Source organism: Actinoplanes sp. NPDC049668 (genome assembly GCF_044465445.1).
Taxonomy (GTDB): domain Bacteria; phylum Actinomycetota; class Actinomycetes; order Mycobacteriales; family Micromonosporaceae; genus Actinoplanes.
Genome location: NZ_JBITLR010000002.1, coordinates 1,189,142 through 1,206,528, shown reverse-complemented (window position 1 = coordinate 1,206,528; position 17,387 = coordinate 1,189,142). Strand labels below are relative to the sequence as shown.

General features: G+C 68.3%; 14 protein-coding genes and 1 pseudogene. 6 read left to right on the top strand and 9 right to left on the bottom strand.

Annotated elements, in window-relative coordinates; all coding sequences use genetic code 11:
* Positions 1-63: 63 nt before the first annotated feature.
* The 4 genes and pseudogenes from ACIBSW_RS12270 to ACIBSW_RS12255 form a co-directional block, all read right to left on the bottom strand.
* A complete protein-coding gene (locus ACIBSW_RS12270) occupies positions 64-1,098 on the bottom strand; it encodes a catalase-related domain-containing protein (RefSeq protein WP_354717910.1) in 1,035 nt (344 codons plus the stop codon).
* Positions 1,099-1,941: 843 nt separating this feature from the next.
* Positions 1,942-2,478: pseudogene (locus ACIBSW_RS12265) on the bottom strand (tyrosine-type recombinase/integrase); the annotation flags it as partial.
* Between the two features lie 393 nt (positions 2,479-2,871).
* A complete protein-coding gene (locus tag ACIBSW_RS12260; RefSeq protein ID WP_354717681.1) occupies positions 2,872-4,212 on the bottom strand; it encodes a PQQ-binding-like beta-propeller repeat protein in 1,341 nt (446 codons plus the stop codon).
* A gap of 210 nt (positions 4,213-4,422) precedes the next feature.
* Entirely contained in the window at positions 4,423-4,884 is a 462-nt protein-coding gene (locus ACIBSW_RS12255; RefSeq protein ID WP_354717683.1) for a helix-turn-helix domain-containing protein, read from the bottom strand.
* 122 nt (positions 4,885-5,006) lie between these two features.
* Here ACIBSW_RS12255 and ACIBSW_RS12250 point away from each other — a divergent pair, with 122 nt between their 5' ends.
* Positions 5,007-5,675: a DUF899 domain-containing protein gene (locus ACIBSW_RS12250; RefSeq protein WP_354717685.1), complete on the top strand. Its 669-nt coding sequence runs from the start codon at positions 5,007-5,009 to the stop codon at positions 5,673-5,675.
* Positions 5,672-6,199 (top strand): pyridoxamine 5'-phosphate oxidase family protein, encoded by a 528-nt coding sequence (locus ACIBSW_RS12245; protein WP_354717687.1) that lies wholly within the window; start codon positions 5,672-5,674, stop codon positions 6,197-6,199. Before ACIBSW_RS12250 ends, ACIBSW_RS12245 begins: the two co-directional genes overlap by 4 nt.
* A gap of 577 nt (positions 6,200-6,776) precedes the next feature.
* Here the strand turns inward: ACIBSW_RS12245 and ACIBSW_RS12240 are convergent.
* A complete protein-coding gene (locus ACIBSW_RS12240; protein WP_354717689.1) occupies positions 6,777-8,375 on the bottom strand; it encodes a GGDEF domain-containing protein in 1,599 nt (532 codons plus the stop codon).
* A 1,116-nt stretch (positions 8,376-9,491) separates the two neighbouring features.
* On the opposite strand from ACIBSW_RS12240, the gene ACIBSW_RS12235 reads away from it, so the two are divergent.
* From ACIBSW_RS12235 to ACIBSW_RS12225, 3 genes are all read left to right on the top strand, one after another.
* Positions 9,492-9,869, top strand: a complete 378-nt coding sequence (locus tag ACIBSW_RS12235) for a hypothetical protein (protein ID WP_354717691.1) — start codon at positions 9,492-9,494, stop codon at positions 9,867-9,869.
* A 724-nt stretch (positions 9,870-10,593) separates the two neighbouring features.
* Positions 10,594-10,860 carry a hypothetical protein gene (locus ACIBSW_RS12230; protein ID WP_354717693.1) on the top strand — a complete coding sequence of 89 codons (267 nt, stop codon included), beginning with the start codon at positions 10,594-10,596 and terminating at the stop codon, positions 10,858-10,860.
* Between the two features lie 175 nt (positions 10,861-11,035).
* Positions 11,036-11,506: a hypothetical protein gene (locus tag ACIBSW_RS12225; RefSeq protein ID WP_404799306.1), complete on the top strand. Its 471-nt coding sequence runs from the start codon at positions 11,036-11,038 to the stop codon at positions 11,504-11,506.
* A gap of 472 nt (positions 11,507-11,978) precedes the next feature.
* Here ACIBSW_RS12225 and ACIBSW_RS12220 read toward each other — a convergent pair whose 3' ends face one another.
* The 4 genes from ACIBSW_RS12220 to ACIBSW_RS12205 form a co-directional block, all read right to left on the bottom strand.
* Positions 11,979-12,470: a hypothetical protein gene (locus ACIBSW_RS12220; RefSeq protein ID WP_354717697.1), complete on the bottom strand. Its 492-nt coding sequence runs from the start codon at positions 12,468-12,470 to the stop codon at positions 11,979-11,981.
* 42 nt (positions 12,471-12,512) lie between these two features.
* Complete coding sequence (locus ACIBSW_RS12215) at positions 12,513-12,848, bottom strand: hypothetical protein (RefSeq protein WP_354717699.1); 336 nt, start codon at positions 12,846-12,848, stop codon at positions 12,513-12,515.
* Positions 12,849-12,981: 133 nt separating this feature from the next.
* Positions 12,982-16,107, bottom strand: a complete 3,126-nt coding sequence (locus ACIBSW_RS12210; RefSeq protein WP_354717701.1) for an ATP-binding protein — start codon at positions 16,105-16,107, stop codon at positions 12,982-12,984.
* Between the two features lie 13 nt (positions 16,108-16,120).
* Positions 16,121-16,744 carry a hypothetical protein gene (locus ACIBSW_RS12205; protein ID WP_354717703.1) on the bottom strand — a complete coding sequence of 208 codons (624 nt, stop codon included), beginning with the start codon at positions 16,742-16,744 and terminating at the stop codon, positions 16,121-16,123.
* A gap of 316 nt (positions 16,745-17,060) precedes the next feature.
* Between ACIBSW_RS12205 and ACIBSW_RS12200 the strand changes: the two genes are divergently transcribed.
* Entirely contained in the window at positions 17,061-17,378 is a 318-nt protein-coding gene (locus ACIBSW_RS12200) for a CU044_2847 family protein (protein ID WP_354717705.1), read from the top strand.
* Positions 17,379-17,387 lie beyond the last annotated feature (9 nt).

Sequence of the window (17,387 nt, the reverse complement as noted above, 5' to 3'; positions counted from 1 at the left end):
GTTATCCGGTCGCCCAACCGGACGTGGGGTTTGATGCGATCGGAGCCGGTCATGGAAGGGTGTTCAGGCGGTCCCAGTACCGCAGTTGCCCGCACCGGTCGAGGAAGTCGGTCGCCGAGTGCCTGCCGGGGTCGCCGAGGCGCACGAAGCCGTCGTCTTGCTGGTCGCCAGGCCGGCGGCGGTGAACAGGGGTGCGGCGTCGTCGACGTGACCGATGAACTTGCCGTGTGCGTAGGCGTCGGTGACCAAGTCGCGGGTCACCGGCAGGCGTGCCAGTTGGGCGGCGCCGTCCTTACTGAGCAGCAGAGCCACGGCGTCGTAGAGGACGGACGGGGCCCCGTCGAGCTTCTGATCGGCGGCCACGCGGTTGCCGTCGCCCCCGTCGATGCCGCCGACCGTGGCAGCGATGATCTCCACGGTGGCGTGGTTCTGCTCCGCCGCCGCGCGCAGGTCGGCCAGCAGGGCGGTGTCGGCGCCGTCGGTGAGCAGGACGCCGAGTTTGCGGCCGGCGAAGCTTCGCGTGCCGTTGGCGAGGATCGACAGCGCCGGCGACGGTGCGAGACCGCGCGTGGTGGGGCGTGCCGCGGGCAGCGGTTCCGGTAGACCGGACAGACCGAGTCCGGAGGCGATCCGGGCGGCGAGGTCGTCGTCGACGTTGCGCAGGCCGGCGACCATCCGGCTGCGGATATCTGAACGGTCGACCTTGCTGAGTTCGAACACGAACGCGTCGGCGATGTGGCCCCGCTCGACCTGGCTCTGATTCAGGTAGAACTGCCGGGCCTGGCTGTAGTGGTCGGCGAAGCTGTCCGGGCGGATCCGCCGCTTCGGGCCACTCGCGGTCTCCGGGTAGGCGGTGACGCCGTTCGCAGGGTCCTCGCGTGGCCCACCGATGTCAGCGGGCCAGGAGTTGGGTTCGTAGTTGGCGCGGCCCTTCGGGTTGGTGAGGGCCATGTGCCCGTCCTGCTGGAAGTGGGCCACCGGGCAGCGCGGAGCGTTGACCGGCAGCTGGGTGAAGTTGGGGCCGCCGAGGCGCTTGAGCTGGGTGTCCAGGTAGGAGAAGTTGCGGCCCTGCAGCAGTGGATCGTTGGTGAAGTCGATGGGTGGACGGCTTGCTGATCTCGCTCAGGAACGCGAGTGCGTTCTTGGCGTTCTTGGCTTTGGTCGCTGCGACGAAGAGGTCGACGACGGCGAGGAAGCTGTCGTCGGTGTTGGGGAATGGCACCGACGTGAACTCCTTGCCGTCGCGGGCGCCGCCGGCGATGAGTTCGCCGTAGGCGGAGTCGTTCATGGACTCGAACGCGCAGCCGCCTGCCGCCAGCTTTTTCGTGGCTGCGTCCTAGGTGAGGTTGCCGGCTTCGGGGTCGGCGTAGGATTCAAGCGACCGCAGGCACGGCCAAGGGAAAGACGCTCGGCGGAATTGCCCGCACGGCGATAAAACCCGGATAGAAATCGGCGGGAGCAATCCTCGTCGAACAGTAATTGGCCGAGCAAGGCCGGCGTCCGAGTCAAGAGGTAGCGCCGATGTCGGTTAGCACGCCGTTCGTCGGCCCGATCCGGCTTGGCCGGGCGTCGACAAGACACTGGTAAACGTCTGGGAGAACCCTCTTGGGGGAATCGATGCTGCAAAACCGCTGGTAGGAGCGCTAGGTTGGGTTCGCGAGGAGGTGTTGGTAGCGACACCTTTACTCGGCCGAGTATACTTTCCCGTGACCTGGTAAAACGTTCGTGAGCACGTCGCTGGGCCTTCTAAATCCTGGGGGTCAAGGGGTCGCAGGTTCAAATCCTGTCAGCCCGACGATCAAGAAGGCCGTTTACCGGAGTGTTGTCCCTGGTAAATGGCCTTCTTCGTATTCTGCTTGATCCTCAAATTCCTACTTGCTGGTGGGTCTTTGGGGACCGTTTAGGGGCCAGACGACACATCCATGGACTCCTTGACTCCCGTTAGCCCAGTTCAGACAGCATGTAGCCGGTGGCCTCGGGAGAACGCGGGGCACGCAGGTGGGCGCTGAGCGCGTCTCCGGCCTCGCTGATCGATCGCTGATCCGGGTGCAAGTATTGCTGCGTTGTGGACAGCGAACCGTGCCCCGCGATCTTCCGTAGGACGTGCGGCTTGACTCCCGCGTCGGCCAGCCACGTCAACCCGGTGTGTCGCGGATGCTCGTTACCCAGCTCGGTGACCACCTCATCCCAGTGCGTGGCGTCCCGCAGCACCGCGGTGCTGATCCGGCCGCCCCGCGGGCCGGTGAACAGCCGGGCGTCCGGTCCGGCCGCCGAGTCGAGCCGCTCGATCACCATCGGCCGGACCTCTTCGATGATCGGCACCTTCCGGGCGTGCTTACCCTTGGTGCCCTTGTCAATCAGCCCGCCCAGTCCCGGCGTGGTCTGCCGCCGCACAGTCCACGTCCACGTTGCTCGGTCGATGTCGCCGGCTCGGACGCCGGACACCTCGCCGATACGGGCCGTGGTGCACGCTGCGAAGTGGCTGTCGGTTCGGTGCCTGCGCCCGTTGCGGCCGGCGGCGATCAAGGTGCGTCTTCGGCGGTTGGGGGAGGCGGCGGGGGTAGATCATGTCCGTGCCCATCGGTGGCGGCACACGGGCTAGTGATCACCATTCGATCCGGCTTCCCACCTGGATCGGCGCCCTGTGTGGTGCCTCCGACACGATGGGCGGACCTGTCCGCCTCGATTCCCTCGGCGTAGAACCGAACCCGTGCCAGCTCACTGTCAGTGGCTTTCACCGCCTGCGCGATCCGCACGGCCACGACCCCCGCCCGCTGCAACGCCGCCGTCCGGGCCCACCACGCCGTGCGCCGCGCTCAGGACATCACCCCACGCCGTCATTGTGCCCTCGGCCGCGGATGATCGCGGAGGTCAGCGGGGCACGGCCCACAGCTCGATGCCCTCGGGCACCCTGCAGGCCAGCAGGGCCGGGGCCGCGTGGCACTGCACCGTCATGTCCGGCCACCTTCCGAGCGGCTGCACCGCCACGTCGTCCTGCCGCAGCAGCCCGAAAGCCGTGCCGCGGCCGCGCTCCAGGCGGCTTAGCACGTACGCTCCGCCGCCCTCGACCGGGAAGTACGACTGCCACCGGGACAGGTCCGTCCGCGGCCGCCCGGCGCCGGCGTCGGCCGTGCGCAGCGGGTGGCCCGGCGCCTGCACCTCCAGCACGGCGCCGGGGCCGAACGCCACCACGTCGGTGCCGGCGATCCGCCAGCGCTCCGCGCCGGTGCGCGGGTCCAGCACGATGAGCTCGTCGCTGGTCCGCGTACAGAGGAGCCCCGGGCAGCGGGCCGAGTTGCCCTCCGGGTCGGGCTGGTTCTGCCGCCAGCGCTCGGCCAGGCTGTCCAGGGCGTACGCGGTGACCGGCCCGCCCGTGCCGTAATACACCAGGACCGAGTCGCCCACGACCTCGCCCGCCGTGGCCCGCTCGCCGTCGAGCGCCGGCATCGGCCGTTCCCGCAGCACCGTGCCGGTCGCCGGCGACAGGACGGTCAGCTTGTCCGGGGTGAGCACCACGACGACGTTCTCCGGCGCGCCCGTCCAGGTGGTGAAGACGGAGCCGGGCAGGCTCAGTGACCACTGCGTCTCGCCGGTGGCCAGCTTGACGCCGCGCAGTTCGGTGCGCTGCGCCGGTTCGGTGTGCGGCGCTCCGGTGTTGGTGCCGTAGAGCTGGCCCGGATTACCGGACTCGGGGTCGTACTCGGTGCCGGGCCGGAAGATCTCCTCCTCGACCAGCGCGAGCCGGTCGTCCACCGGCTGCACGCCACCCGACGACGTCCACCGGACCACCCCGGTCCGGGTGTCGAGCACGGTGACGCCGCGGCCCTCGCGCAGCACGGTGAAGCCGTCGGTGGCCGCGTCTACATAGAACGGATCCCTGGCCGTGTTCACGTAGAGCGGGTCCTCGGCCGTGCTGCCGGTGTGGCTCCACAACCGCCGCATCGGCGCGGGCCGCCAGGCCGTCAGCACGCGCCGGCCGGCGGCCGCTTCCATCGTGTAGAGAACGCCGCCGACCAGCTGGAAGTCGCCGTTGGCCGGCAGTGGCACCGAGCCGGCGCGCCTGAAGAGCACCGATCGGGCAGGTGCGGCCCCGCCGAGTGCGAGCAGCAGCAGGGCGGTCAGCACGAGGCCGGCCCGCCGGTAGTAGGCGGCAGGCGGCGTGGCTGCTGCGGGCGGAGCCGGGGTCTCGGTACTCAGCTCGATCAGCGCCACGCTCAGTCCTTTCGCCGGTACGCCCAGACCGCCGGCTCACCGGTCGACTCGCGGCAGGCGAGCCGGTCGGGCACGGACCGCGACGGCGACCATGGTACGGCTCGAGGACTCGTCCGGCCGGGTCAAGACCCCGCCCACGAGTACCGTCGCGCCGCCTAACGGTCCGCGAGCTGAAGATCGCGGAGCCCCCACGAACTGGCACCCTTCAGGTCAGGATCTTGTGGCGGCGCCGGGGCCGGGCAGCAGGTCGATGTCCGCCGCGTGCATGGGTTGTTCGCATTCCGAGCACCGTAGTTCCACATGGCTGGTCTTGCCGCAGGCGTGGTGGCGGTATAGCACCGGCGGGCCGGCCTCGCCTGCCGTCCACCGGTCGCCCCACCGCACCATGACGAGGAGCAGATCGCACAGCTCCGTGCCCTTGTCGGTGAGTAGGTACTCGTGTCGCGCCGGTCGGGCGGAGTACTCGCGCCGGGTCAGCACACCTTGTGTTACCAGCCAGGTCAGCCGCTCGGCGAGCACTTTGCGGGACATGCCGAGGCTCCGCTGGAGTTGCTCGAATCGGTTCGTGCCGGCGTAGACGTCGCGCAGGATCAGCGGCGACCACGGCTCACCGATGACGTCGAGGGTACGGGCGATCGAGCACGCCATGGCGCCGAACTGCGTTCGCTGCATGGCGCAACGATACGCAAGATGGTTCCTTCAAGGAACGGACTCTGTTAACGTCAACCTCGTTAGTTCCCTTAAGGAACGGACTGACCGCCACACCCATGCCGGACGAGCCGAGAAGAGGCCGTATGAGCCATCCACCGATCGTGACGAGCGACGACTGGCAAGCCGCGCTGGACACCCTGCGCACCCGCGAAAAGGCGCTCACCCGTCAGCTGGACGCGGTTGCCGCGGCGCGTCGCCGGCTGCCGATGACCCCGGTCGAGCAGGACTACGTGTTCGAGGGCCCGGACGGGCCGGCCAGTCTGGCCGACCTGTTCCAGGGCCGCCGTCAGCTAATCGTGTACACCTTCATGTGGCACGGCGCCGAGCATGTCTGCCCCGGCTGCTCGTTGTTCACCGACAATGTCGGACACCTTGCCCACCTCAACGCCCGCGATGTCACCCTGGCGTTGACGTCTCGTGGCCCATTGGACGACCTGCTTGCGTTGCGGCGACGAATGGGCTGGGACCTGCCCTGGTACTCGTCGCTGAACAACAGCTTCAACGCCGACATGGGAGCCGGCGACGGGTTCGCGCTGAACGTCTTCTTCCGCGCCGACGAACGGGTCTTCCGCACCTACTCCACCACCGCCCGCGGCGTGGAACGGCTCGGCAGCCACTGGACCTTCCTCGACCTGACGCCGTACGGCCGGCAGGAGACCTGGGAGGACTCGCCACAGGGTTGGCCGCAGACCCAGCCCTACCAGTGGTGGCGGCTGCACGACGAGTACGACACGTCGAAGGATCCGTCATGACGGTCGGTACACCGATCGCGGAGCTGCTCTTCGGGCAGGAGGACGCCACACCGTTCAACACCGACGTGGCGACCCTCAAACCCTGGAGTCAGGCATTGGCGTGCTTGCAGTCGGCGCACAAGTGCTGGCTGTCGACGGTGCGGCCGGACGGCCGCCCGCATGCCGCACCGGTGATGCCGGTACTGGTGGACGGGGCGCCGTGCGTTGCGAGTCGCCCGATCTCCCGTAAGAGCCGAAACCTGGCCCGCAACCCGCACAGCGTCATCACCGTGAGCAGCGAAGAGCTCGACCTGGTGATCAACGGCGAAGCTCACCAAGTTGCCGGTGACACCGCGCTGCGCCGGGTCGCCGCCGCCTTCGCAACGAAGTACGGCTGGACGTTCGGCATCCGGGACGGCCGAGTCCACGACGAGAGCCTGCCTGGTTCGCCCCAGTACGCCTTCTACGAGATCTCCCCGGTCCAGGCCTTCGGCTACGGCACGGACGGGCTGACCGCGACCCGGTGGCGGTTCAACCGCACCTGACGAACCGGCGGTAGAGACCGTCCATGGCCACCAGCGGCAATGGCGGCCCAGCCGCGCCCCTATGAGCCGTGCGGGTTGTGGCCTTAGTCTGTTAGTGAACTTGCGGTGGTGCGGCACCGAAGCCGGCGGTCTATGGCGGCTGGTGGAGGCGGTATTGGAGTCAGGGGCGCCCAACCCGGTATCGGAGCTACGGACCAGCCCACTGCTGACAAGCGGTGACCAGAGGCGCCCCACAACGGATGCTGGATGGGCGGCACCACGATGTAGGCGCTGTGCCGGGCGCGGCCGCTGCGACGTCGTCCCACGGCAGGCCTCCGGCCAACGATTGCACGTTGCGGCGAAGGCGAGGGGTTGCCCCGGCCCAAGTCTCCAGGCCGCGGGCTGCTCCCAGCCCGGCGTAGGAGCCACTGATGATCTCGACGATCGCGGCGTAGTCGACGGAGGTCACGGCGCCGGCCGTAGATGCCGCCGAGGCGCTCGGTGAGTTTGTCCGAGGCGAGCTGACCAATGGCCTTGGTGTAGCGGTCGGTGAACTGCCCGCGCCGGGTCAGGAAGTAGAGCGGGGGAAGGAAGGGATTCAGACCGGGCGGTCGCGGTAGGCGCGGACGAGTGGTTCCGGCGCAGTTCCGGCGACGACGCGGTTGCGTCCTTCGCGCTTGGCTGCGTAGAGATTGCGGTCGGCGGCGGACAGGACGGCGGCCAGGCTGGGCGGCGAGATCTCGCTCACGTCGGCCACGCCGATGCTCAGGGTTAGGGGCAGGCCGCCGGTGAGGCCGCGCCAGTCGTGTTCGCTGACGGCCTGCCGGATGCCGTCGAGTCTCGCGGTCGCGAGTGCAACAGGGGTGGCGGGTAAAATCAGCAGGAATTCCTCCCCGCCGAGGCGGGCGACGAATCCCTGCGGGGCGACGGCGGCCAGGCCGGTCTCGAGCAGGTCGGCCACGTGTACGAGCACCTTGTCCCCGGTGTCGTGGGACAGCTCGTCGTTGATTCGCTTGAAGTGGTCGATGTCGGTGATCGCCACTGCCAGAGCAGGGTCTGCGGCGATCAGGGACGGCAGGTTTTCGTCGACGTAGCGGCGATTTCGCAGGCCGGTCAGGGGATCGCGGCGGGCTTCCTCACGGAAACGTTCAGCCTCCTGGAGGGCCTCGGCGGTTTCGAACATCGCATACCGGTTCTGCGCCTGGGCCTGCGCCTGCCGTGAGCGGAGGCTTTCCTGGGCGGAGAAGCATTCCTTCTGCGCGGCGAACGCCTGCGCGTAGTCACCGCGCGCAGCGTGCAACTCGGCCTGCTCCTCGTGTACCCGGACCATGATCTGGTGCAGGTCGCGCTGTAGGCAGAGCGCGCGCGACGCGTCCAGGCTGGCTTGGGCGCGGCCGGTAGCGCCCTGGCCGCGCTGTGCGCCGGCCAGAGTGAGCAGAAATTCGGCCATGTCGTCGGCGTCGTCGCTGAATCCGGCCTCGTGCCGGGCGATGCACAACTGCATCGTCTGCTCGGCTTGGGCGTACTCGCCGTTCGCGATCTGGATCGAGCCGATCGTGTCCAGGTCCGTCGGGTCGAGCTCGACGCCGTGTGCATCGGCGTGCTCCATCAGCCGGCGGGCCACGTCCTGAGCGCGTGGGAAGTCGCCGGCGGTGTACTCGGCGTACGCCCAGTTGTTGAGCACGATACCCAGCCGGTCCCACTGCTGTGTTTCCCCGGCCAGCACCTCGACCTGGCGGAAACGCAGCCGGGCCGCGTCGATCGCGCCGTTGCGAGCGAGCGCGTCGGCGAGCTTGGTCTGGTGTCGGATCTGCACGTACGGGCTGGCGGTTTCATCGAGCAGCTCGACTGCGCTCAGCGAGTGCTCCAGGCTCTTGGCATCATCACCGGACAGCCGGGCGATGTTCGCGCAGGCGAGGTGGGTCCGGGCCTGCAGGATGCGGTCGCCGTGCCGGGCGGCCCATGCGTGGATGCCGTAAATCTCCCGGGCACCCCCAGCGATGTCACCGCCGCGCAGGAGCAAGTTGGCTCGGCAGAGTCGAGCACGCGCTACGAGCGTCTCGTCGCCGAGTGTCATGGCCTGCTGTTCGAGATCGGCTGCGGTGCGGGAGCCGGCCTCGGCGTCCCAGATGACTTCGTCTTCGATCGCCAGCAGGGCAGCCGAGACTTCCGCTGCGCTCATCGCACTGCCGTCCACCGTCGCACCTCCAGCCGTCTCATCGGCCGAAGTGGCGCCACGCTGAAGTAATCCGGCGGCCGATGAATGCGGCCGCCGGCTATGCAAATGATCTTCGCGGGTGCCTCGCCAGCCCTCCGCGAGAGGCGTGGGCCGCGTCCATTCGCTGATCCATGACCGACGGGAAGTAGCCGCGGCCCCTGCGGGGGCGGGCTTTGCGTCCGCGGTTGCGGTAGCCGTCGAGCGCTTCGTGAATTGCGGTGGATCGGCGGAGAGGCCGACTGCTTAGAAGCGGCCTATAACGACCGATGGTCACCGCACGTTGCGCTGCCCCAAACGCACCGAGGCCCGGCCCTAGAGGAGGCGGATAGCGCCTGCGAACGTGCAGGTGCCGCATCCGTACAGGGGCGGGCTCGGCTTAAGCTCATCGCGGTAATCCATCAACCACCCCGTCTCACTCCGGCTGACCCCTTGATGGGGTCGTCCTTCACTGTCATCATCGGCCGCAAGCGGCAGGTTCTGAGGAAAACACTTCCGTCTTTCGCTCCCTCGCCATGGCACCCGACGCTTGATGCGTCCGGCGCACGGACAAGCTTCGACCAGGTGCTCGGGCTGTTCGGCGGCCCGGGCCCGACCCCTACCCGGTGACCAGACTCGGCTACGTCGAGCGCAGCGACACCCCAGCGGTCACCGAAGGCGACCTGGTGGCGATGACCTACGGCCACTGCACCGGCTGGACCGGTGACCCGCTGCGCAACCGGTGGTGCAGCTGCCGGCCGGCTTCGACCCGGTCCTGGCATCTATGTCGCGCACATGGGCCCGATCTGAGCCGACGGTCTGCTGCACGCCGCCGCCGACCTGCACGGCGCAGGCGTGCGACGGCTCGGCGACGGCGTGGACGGCCGCCGGGTCGCTGTCGTCGGTGCCGGTGTGGTGGGGCTGCTCACCGCGCTGTTCGCCCGCGCGCATCCGACCTGGTGCGACGTCGGCCAGTGGACCGGTCCGACCGCACTAGGGTCAGCCTGCGGTCACCGGACCCGTCGGCGCGTCGCCCGGCGATCCGGCCCGCCGGTGCGGGTCGCCGTCGTCTCACAGGACGGCCGCCGAGCGACCATCCACCGGCGGGGCGGTACGTCCATGCCGATACTGCTGCCGGACGACGCACCGATGCAGAACGCCTGGGAGCGCTGCGGGATCGTTCTCCGTACCGCCGCGGCGGCTTTGCACGTCCGCACCGACGGGACCCCGGCCGTCCTGGGCGAACAGGTCACGCCGAACGTGCTCCGCAGCGCCGACGGCCGCCACCTGGCCATCACGGAGAGGCACGCGGGGCGGGACGGTTACATGCGACTGCGGCTGGTCGACCTCGTGGGCGCAATCGAGCACACCATGCCGGCAGCCGTGATGCCCGCGGTCTCCAGGTTGAGTTCGATGAAGCCGGGACCCTGTCTTCCATTCGGCAGGTACCGCAGGGTGAGGTCCGTCCAGAGTCCGCTGAGCCGGCTTGCGGCCTGATCGATCTTCGCCGCCGCTGCGGCCAGGAAGCCAGCCGCTGCGGCTCCCGACACCACACCGCTTATGGCAAGAGCCCGCCGCGAGCCGGGCCGGGCGGCGAAATGAGCGGCCAGGCCTAGGGCCGCCGCCAGTAGCGCGGCGACGACGAAAGCGGGGCCCCATGGATGTACCGAAAACGCCTCAGTCGTCTGCTTCTGGGACTCTGCGACGGGCTGGCCGAGCTTTGTGAAGAGCCAGACACCGATCCCCGACTCGAATCAGGGCGTCAGGACTCCACCGATGACCAGGCTAACGCCGACGAGCCAGCCGGCCAAGGCGCCTATCCGGTTCCGCAATAGCCGCGAGCGGACCGGCTCGGGAACGGCGGCGGGCATTGCCGACTGCAACGGTGGAAACTGATTCACGCCCGCACTATGTCCCACCGCTTCTTCCGGCCGCAACTCACCCACGGTTTACACGAATCCGCGTCCTCAGATACGGTGTCGTCTCGTGCGACGGCCTTGTGTAGCGATCCTTCTCCTGGCAATGCTGACGGGTTGTAGCGCGGCATCCGAGCCGGACCTCCCGTCGTTCAGTGCACCGGTAAGCGGGCAGAGCGCCGACGCCGGACAGGACCCGGCGATGATTCTGGTCCGCAACGTCAGCGCCGCGCATTCGGCCTGCGGTGGCTGCGGAGGAAACTCAACGTCGATGATGCCACCAAGGAGCGGCTCATCGGCGCGAGGTGAAAACCTTCTCCGGCTCGCCGAAGCAGTTCGACACCACCTTCTCGAGGTACGCGAAGAAGGTCCAGTACCGCGGTGAGCTGCTGATTCAGGTACCTGCCGGGACCGACCCGAAGGCGCTGATGGATGCTTTCTGGGCGGCGCGCGGGAACAACAGTCTGCTCGTTAAGTACGCGGACCTGTATGGGGCGTTCCGCGACCCGGACGGGAAACCGCTCGGCTTGTGGATGTTCGGCGCACGGAACATGGGTGTACCAGGCGCGTAGCCGCCGGGAAAGGGGCGATGTGGGGTCTATCGAGGTCTTTCTGGTCTGTCTCCGGGGCGACGTGATCATGGACTTGGGGATCGCGGTGTGGTCCGCTTCGGCCCGGGAGAGAATGAGTCACTTCCGGGGCGGCGCGGGCGTATCGCGTTCATCGCAGGACCCCGTGGACTCTGCGGTGTTGTGGCGTCTGCTCGCCCTGCACGCCGGGCACCGGATCGCCGCCCTCTATGAGGACACCAAGCGTTTGAACCAGGTTTTCGAGGACGGTGACCCGGCGATGATCGGCGGGGACGCGGACGGCGACATCCCGGTCGACGTCTTCTTGGAGGGCTGGCGGGAAGCGGACCCGGACGTCCCCCGCCTGAACGCTCACGGCCTGCTGCGCTGCACCGTGGACGACGGCCGGTTGTGGCTCGGCGCAGCCCACGGTCGGAGTCCGGCGGAGGTGTCGTTCTTCCGCGCCGGTGTTGCGGGCGCACCGGGCAACTCCACCTACGACAGGGTGAACCGGTCACTGTGGCGCTTCTTGGCCGACCACGTGATGCACGAACTCACCGTCGACGTCGTCACCGAGCTGCCGGCCACCGCGATCGGCGCCGTCGGTGGAGAGTCGTTCGGCGACTACGTCGCCGGCTGGCCCGGCTGACCCCGCGGTCCAGACAGTTCAGCTCACATCGGGTCTCGTCCCCGTCTGACCGGAGCCACCAACATCGCTAAGACAGTCGAAATCTGCACCGATCCCTGCAAATACTCGGAATCGCCTAGAAGCGGACGAGAGTCGATCTCGCAGAAGCCCTCGGGTCAGGGTTTGTGCTGGCGTTGTTAATGCCTTCTTGTCAATTAAAATGGAGGCTCTGCTCGGTCTCGCCGTTCTATTGTCTAGGCAATCCGGGCAGCTTCAAAGCACTTGACTGATCAGAGTGTCGACGTAGATTCCTAGGATGCTTTGGGGTGCATGGCATACGCAACGCATCCGGATGCACGCGCAATTGTCCGGCGGACGTTCGCGGCAATAGCGATGACGCGTGGCACCGAGCAGCGGGCCGCCGTTGGGGTTTCATGCATGCAGCTCAATCATTGGCAGACAAGGCGATCGCGGCCTACGCGACCTGCGAGATCTAAACGCGGTCTTCCAGGCGCGCGAGCGTGGCTGGCCGCGTCTGCGCAGACTCCTGCGCCACGCCGGCATGCCCACCGGGCAGCCGCTGATCGAGAGCGCGGAGAGCGGTCTGGTCGCCATGGGGTAGACGGTGGCCGTAGATGTCGAAGGTGGTCTTGATCGAGGCGTGGCCCTGCCGGAGCTGGATGGCATGAAAGTCCCAGCCCGCGTCGATCAGGTATCCCACGCGCGTGCGTCGCAGGTCTTGAAACCGCAGTGTCTGGTGGAGCCGGTCGGCGCAGCGGCACGCTGTGTCAGGCAGCGGTATGGCCTGCCTGCTGGCCTCGCTGCCGGCTGGCACGTTGAGGCGATGCGGGCAGGCGGCGGCGATCGCGGGCGGCCAGCAGCGGCGCCGGAAATTGTTGGAGTTCCACGGCAGACCGGTGGGTGTGGTGAAGACCAACTCATCCGGCCGTAGGCCCGGGATCAGTTGGCGAAACAGAGCGACCATGCTGGGCGACAGCAAGACCGCGCGGTCGCGAGGACTCGGACTTCAGCTCCCGATCGTGCCGTCGCGCAGCAGCGTCGTCTCGACGTAGACCGCCGGCGTGTCGCCATCGAGGACGACCGTGCCGGCGGGCAGACCGAGCAACTCGCCGAGCCGGATGCCGGTACCGAGCGCCGCCTGGACGACGCCACGGCACTCGGGTGAGCAGTGCCGGACCAGGATGTCCGCCTCGTCCGGTGCGAGGAACCGGGCCCGATATTTCGCCAGCCGCGGTAGCCCGTTGCCGAGATGCCCGGGCGGACGCGCGAGATGGTTATCCGGCCGGTATCGGGGGACCGCATCACGCATCACCTGATGCAGTACGGTCCAGTGCTTGCGCACCGTGGCCGGCTTCAGGTGATGCGCCCGACAGTGTGTTTTCGCATTTCAGAAGGCTGGTCCGGAGCTTGGGCCGCGCACGACGCCCCACCCACCACAGCTCATGTGCCGCTGTCACCGTCCACTCGCGAACCGGTTAGGCCGCCGCGCGCTCGACGACCTCTTCGCTCGTCAGCGGGCTCTTCGGGTGGTGGGAGAGGCAGAAAGGTGCCTGCATCCGTACGAACGGTGATCCTTCCACCGCGGCGAAGAACTCGCCCCGGCCGAGCCGTCCGACGTCCGTGATGCTGCTGCCCTTGGCCCGGGCGATCTCCTGCGCCGCGTCGATCTGCGCCATGCTGGTGAGTAGGCCGAAGAACTGTGTGGCGGCGTTGCCCGGGATGCGGTTGTGGAGGCCCTTCGGCGCTTGGGTGGCGAAGACCAGCCCGAGGCCATACTTGCGGGCCTGGGAGGCGAGTACCAGCGTGCTGTGGGTGCACGCGGTCATCGCGCCGGACGGGGCGAACGTCTGCGCCTCGTCCATCACGAACAGCCCGCCGAGGGGACGATCGCCGGCCGGGTGCCGCCTGATCCAGGCGAAAAGAGCCAGCTGAAGCTGATTGACGAAGGTCTGGCGCTGCGTTTCTTCCGGCAGGCCGACAAAGCTGATCACCGAGATCCGGGCGCGCCTCCCAGCTGTAGGCGTCAACAGGTCGCCGGGATCGACTGGCGCGCCGACGCCGGCGAACAACGGGTCGTTGATCATTGCGGCTGTCAGTAGTTGCGCCATCTTCCCGGCGAGCTTCACGCCGTCCTCGCCGAGCGCGGTCATGTCCTCGGACAGGTCGCTGAGCAGGTCGATGAAACGCGGCAGGTCGCTGGATCCGCTGCGGGCGAATCGGGTCAGCGCCTCCCGCAGCACGGCCTTGCTGAGCCGGGCGCGTTCGGTCTGGCTGTCGGCCCGCGCGTGCGGCGCCAGCGCGGCTACGCCGGCGTCGATGCCAGCAGTGAACACGTCCGGGTCGTCGCCGATGCCGGCGAAATCTGGTAAGGGCTGAAAGCTCAGTGGCCGCCCGCTCTGACGCCGTGGCGTCCAGACCACCACCTCGGTGTTCGCGTGGTACTCCTCGGCCAGCTCCGCGTCGCCGGGCCACCACGACTCCGGAGGCTCCGGGGGGCGGTCGCCGAGCCGGGCTAGGTCGTTGTTCGGGTCAAGGACGATCGCCGAGACGCCCCGCAGCGCGCACTCCTCGACGAGGCGCCGGATGAGCACGGTCTTGCCTGAGCCCGAGCCTGCGAAGATGGCGGTATGCCGGCGAAGCGCCTCCAGCCCGACCGTCACCCGGCTTCCGTCGGCGGCAGCGCCGAGCGGCACCGCGTCGTCTGATCCGCCGGCCGCCGGCTTCTCCACCTCGGTCGCTGCCGCGACCGCCTGGGCGGGTACGGGCCGCTCAGCCGTGCCTTCGGGTAGGGCCTCGCGTAGCACCGCGATCGTGGCGGTGCGCCCACGCTTCTCGAACCAGGGCCGCAGCGTCTCCTCACCGTGCCGCCGGATGAGTTCCCGCAGAGCGATGAGTTGCTTGATGTCGTCCTCGTCGAAAGGCAGGCTCCGGCCGCCTGCCTGCCGGAAGCCCTCCAGCACTTCGCCGGTGCGCCGCCCGCCGGACCAATCGGGTGTGCGCAGCAGGAAGAGCTTCCGCTTGGTCACCCCTTCGGTCAGTCCGGCGCCGGTGACGGCGTTGCGGATGCGGTTGAGCGCGGCGATGGGCTGCCTCGCACTGATCGCCCGGAACGACCAGTGTTCCTCGTCCTCGTCGGTCTCGCCGCCGACAGCCTGGCGGAGCCGTGCGTGCAGCACCGGTTTGCCACCCGTCGGCGGGTCGATGCTGTAGGCCTGCCCGGCCGGGCCGCGTTCGGCGATCCAGGCGGTGAGGCCGGCCCGCAGCAGGTCGGGCACAACGAGGTCCTCGGTCTCCTGGGCGAGCGCGTCCGCTGGGTCGGCCACCTCGACGAGCGCTTCGAAGTCGCGATCGTAGCCGGCCCAGGCGGCGGTGGGCGGCGCCGGCAACACGGCCGGCGGGAGCTCCAGCCCTGTGCCGTCTGGCACGGGCACGAGCCGCTGGAGTTCTTCGATCACGTCGTCGGCCAGGCACTTCCGGACGTGTTTGTCGATCGTTCGCAGTAGCTCACGTGGTGTCAACTGCATGTCGTCGGTGAAGGCCGCCGGATCGACGGGCCACGTCGGGTGCGGCGGTGTGAAGTCAGCGTCGGCGAACTTGCGATCGAAGCGTCGCTCGACCAGCTTGCGCCCCAGCTCGGCGGTCGGGATCTCCTTCAGCCAGACCGCCTCGCGGAACCGGTCCTGCACTGTGTCCGTGGCCTGGAGTTTGATCTCCTGCCAGGTCCGGGGGAGGCATGAGACGACGGAGAGGGTGCGGCGGGTGTTCTCCCTGAGGGTCATGAGCCCGCCGGCGATCTGTTCCAGCAGCAGGGAGGTCTGCCAGTCGGTGCGATCGTCAGCTGCGGTGGACTTGACCGACTGCCGGATCAGCAGGTCGATCTGGTCGACGGCGATGACGGTCGGCCCGGTCAGGGCAAGCAGGCGGGAGACGTCCCGCACGATCTCCTGGGCCGAGCGCTTGCCGCGGCGCATGCCCCACGCGGCCCGGCTGCCCGCCTCCTCCTCGTCGTTGCACCGCAGGAAACAGTCGCCCACGTCCTGCGCGCGCAGCGAGCTCGACGCCTGTAGCACCAGGGCGCGGGCGGTGTCCTGGCATTCGATGCCGACCTGGCGGTGATGTTTGCGCAACAGATCGACGAACGCGTCCAGCGCCGGGCGGGTGATCTCGTACGCCCCGATCACGGCACGGCGTACCGGCCGGGGGATCTCCAACTCCTCGGCCAGTTGCTTGAGGAAGAACATCAGCTGGGTTTCCCCGTCGGCCCGGGGTCGCGCGAAGCCCTCGACCATGTGCTGGGCGGTGCTGCGCCAGAACGCCTTCGACTCGAACAGCTCGACCAGGAAGAAGTAGCCGCCGTCGGCCTGTACCCGCTCGCGTACCGTGCCGAGTAGGTGGGTCTTGCCGGTGCCCCGTTGACCCTGGAGAGCGATCCCGATCGGGTTCTCCTCGCCTTTCGCCTCGGCCACACCGTCGAGGACGAGGTCGACGACGTCTCGGTGGAGGCCCTCGACGTGGTACGGCGGCTGCCGCCAGACGTCGTCCGGGGTCGGCGCCCAGCTCAGCCGGAGCGCGGTGAGAGCGCGCCGTTCGTCGGGGTTCATCGGCCGCGGCCCGTCACGAGACGATGGCGATTAGGTGACGTTCCTGGTTGCCGATGCTGACGGCACCCGATCGCTCGCGCGGTGTCAACGCCTTCTGGTTGGACTCGGGTGTGATGTGGACTTCGGGGGACCGGTTCATCCGTACGAGAGTCGCGTCGAGCTCGGCCCACCCCACACCGGGGAGGGCGTCCCGCACATCGGCCAGCATGACGTGACCGCCGGGCCGCCCGGCCAACCCGGCATAGGCCTTGCGGACCTGCTCCTCGACAGTGTGCGAGGCCTCCGCTGGAACAACCCGGTCGAGGTCTCGGAGCTGGAACAGGGCCCGAGGTTCTATCCGGGACCGCTCGATAAGCCGGTGCAGGAAGTCGAGAGCGGTGTAGAGGGTGAAGCCGATGGCTCCCGTCCTCTCCGGTTGCGACGCGGTCAGCTCCCGCAAAGCGAGATCCTGCCCATTCTGCGTTAATTCCAGCTGCATCGGCTTGCCGGAAACCTCGATCAAGCCACGTTTGACGAGATCATTTCTCTTGTCCGCCTTGAGGCTGTTGCTGACAGCGGTATTTGGCAGCGACTCCGCCCTGATCATCAAGGTCAGGAGAACGAAGCGTTGCACGGGAGTGAGATCGTTTTCCGGCATTCGTCGCTCCTCAGGGGCAAGGCGAATCGATCACCGCCACGGGCGGGAGCGGCCGATCGCGCACCGGCACGATTTTGCCGATCCCCCGTGTGCAGCGCAAGCTACGCGGGGACTGGTTGCCACTTTCCGACAGCCGGCCGTTCAGCGACGTCGATGTAGCCAGTTCAGGGCATTGATCAAATAATCTTGCCAGGGCCGCCCGAAAGGATCATGAAATGCCGGTTGCGAATAGCGCGACAGTCTGGGCAGCATAGCGACGACGTGAATCCGAGCCTGGCGTCGCCTTGCCGGTACGGCTCATTTCCAGGGGGTGCCGGTGTCGTCGGAGATCGTGACGTATGAGGTGGACGGTACGACGTTCGCGCAATTCGAGATCGATCCAGTGGACGGCTTCCGCCCCGCCGGGGTGGGCGACGTGGCGGGGCGCGTCCGGACAGCGGCAGCGCCGGCCATCCAGGCCGCCCGGGAGATCCTCGCCCAAGCCCGTGCGCTCGCGCCGGACGGCGTGGAGGTCAAGTTCGGCGTCAAGGTGACCGGGACGGCGAACTGGCTGGTGGCCCGCGCGGCGACGGAAGGGAACTTCGAGGTGACTCTGTCCTGGCGGCCGGACACCGCGCCGACCGGCCGCCCCTGATCGGACCTC

What these genes read in the sequence shown, in the direction of transcription:
- ACIBSW_RS12255 (WP_354717683.1), bottom strand. Translation starts at nt 4,884, where the DNA reads ATGCAGCGAACGCAGTTCGGCGCCATGGCGTGCTCGATCGCCCGTACC.
- ACIBSW_RS12250 (WP_354717685.1), top strand. Translation starts at nt 5,007, where the DNA reads ATGAGCCATCCACCGATCGTGACGAGCGACGACTGGCAAGCCGCGCTG.
- ACIBSW_RS12245 (WP_354717687.1), top strand. Translation starts at nt 5,672, where the DNA reads ATGACGGTCGGTACACCGATCGCGGAGCTGCTCTTCGGGCAGGAGGAC.
- ACIBSW_RS12235 (WP_354717691.1), top strand. Translation starts at nt 9,492, where the DNA reads ATGCCGATACTGCTGCCGGACGACGCACCGATGCAGAACGCCTGGGAG.
- ACIBSW_RS12220 (WP_354717697.1), bottom strand. Translation starts at nt 12,470, where the DNA reads ATGGTCGCTCTGTTTCGCCAACTGATCCCGGGCCTACGGCCGGATGAG.
- ACIBSW_RS12210 (WP_354717701.1), bottom strand. Translation starts at nt 16,107, where the DNA reads ATGAACCCCGACGAACGGCGCGCTCTCACCGCGCTCCGGCTGAGCTGG.
- ACIBSW_RS12205 (WP_354717703.1), bottom strand. Translation starts at nt 16,744, where the DNA reads ATGCCGGAAAACGATCTCACTCCCGTGCAACGCTTCGTTCTCCTGACC.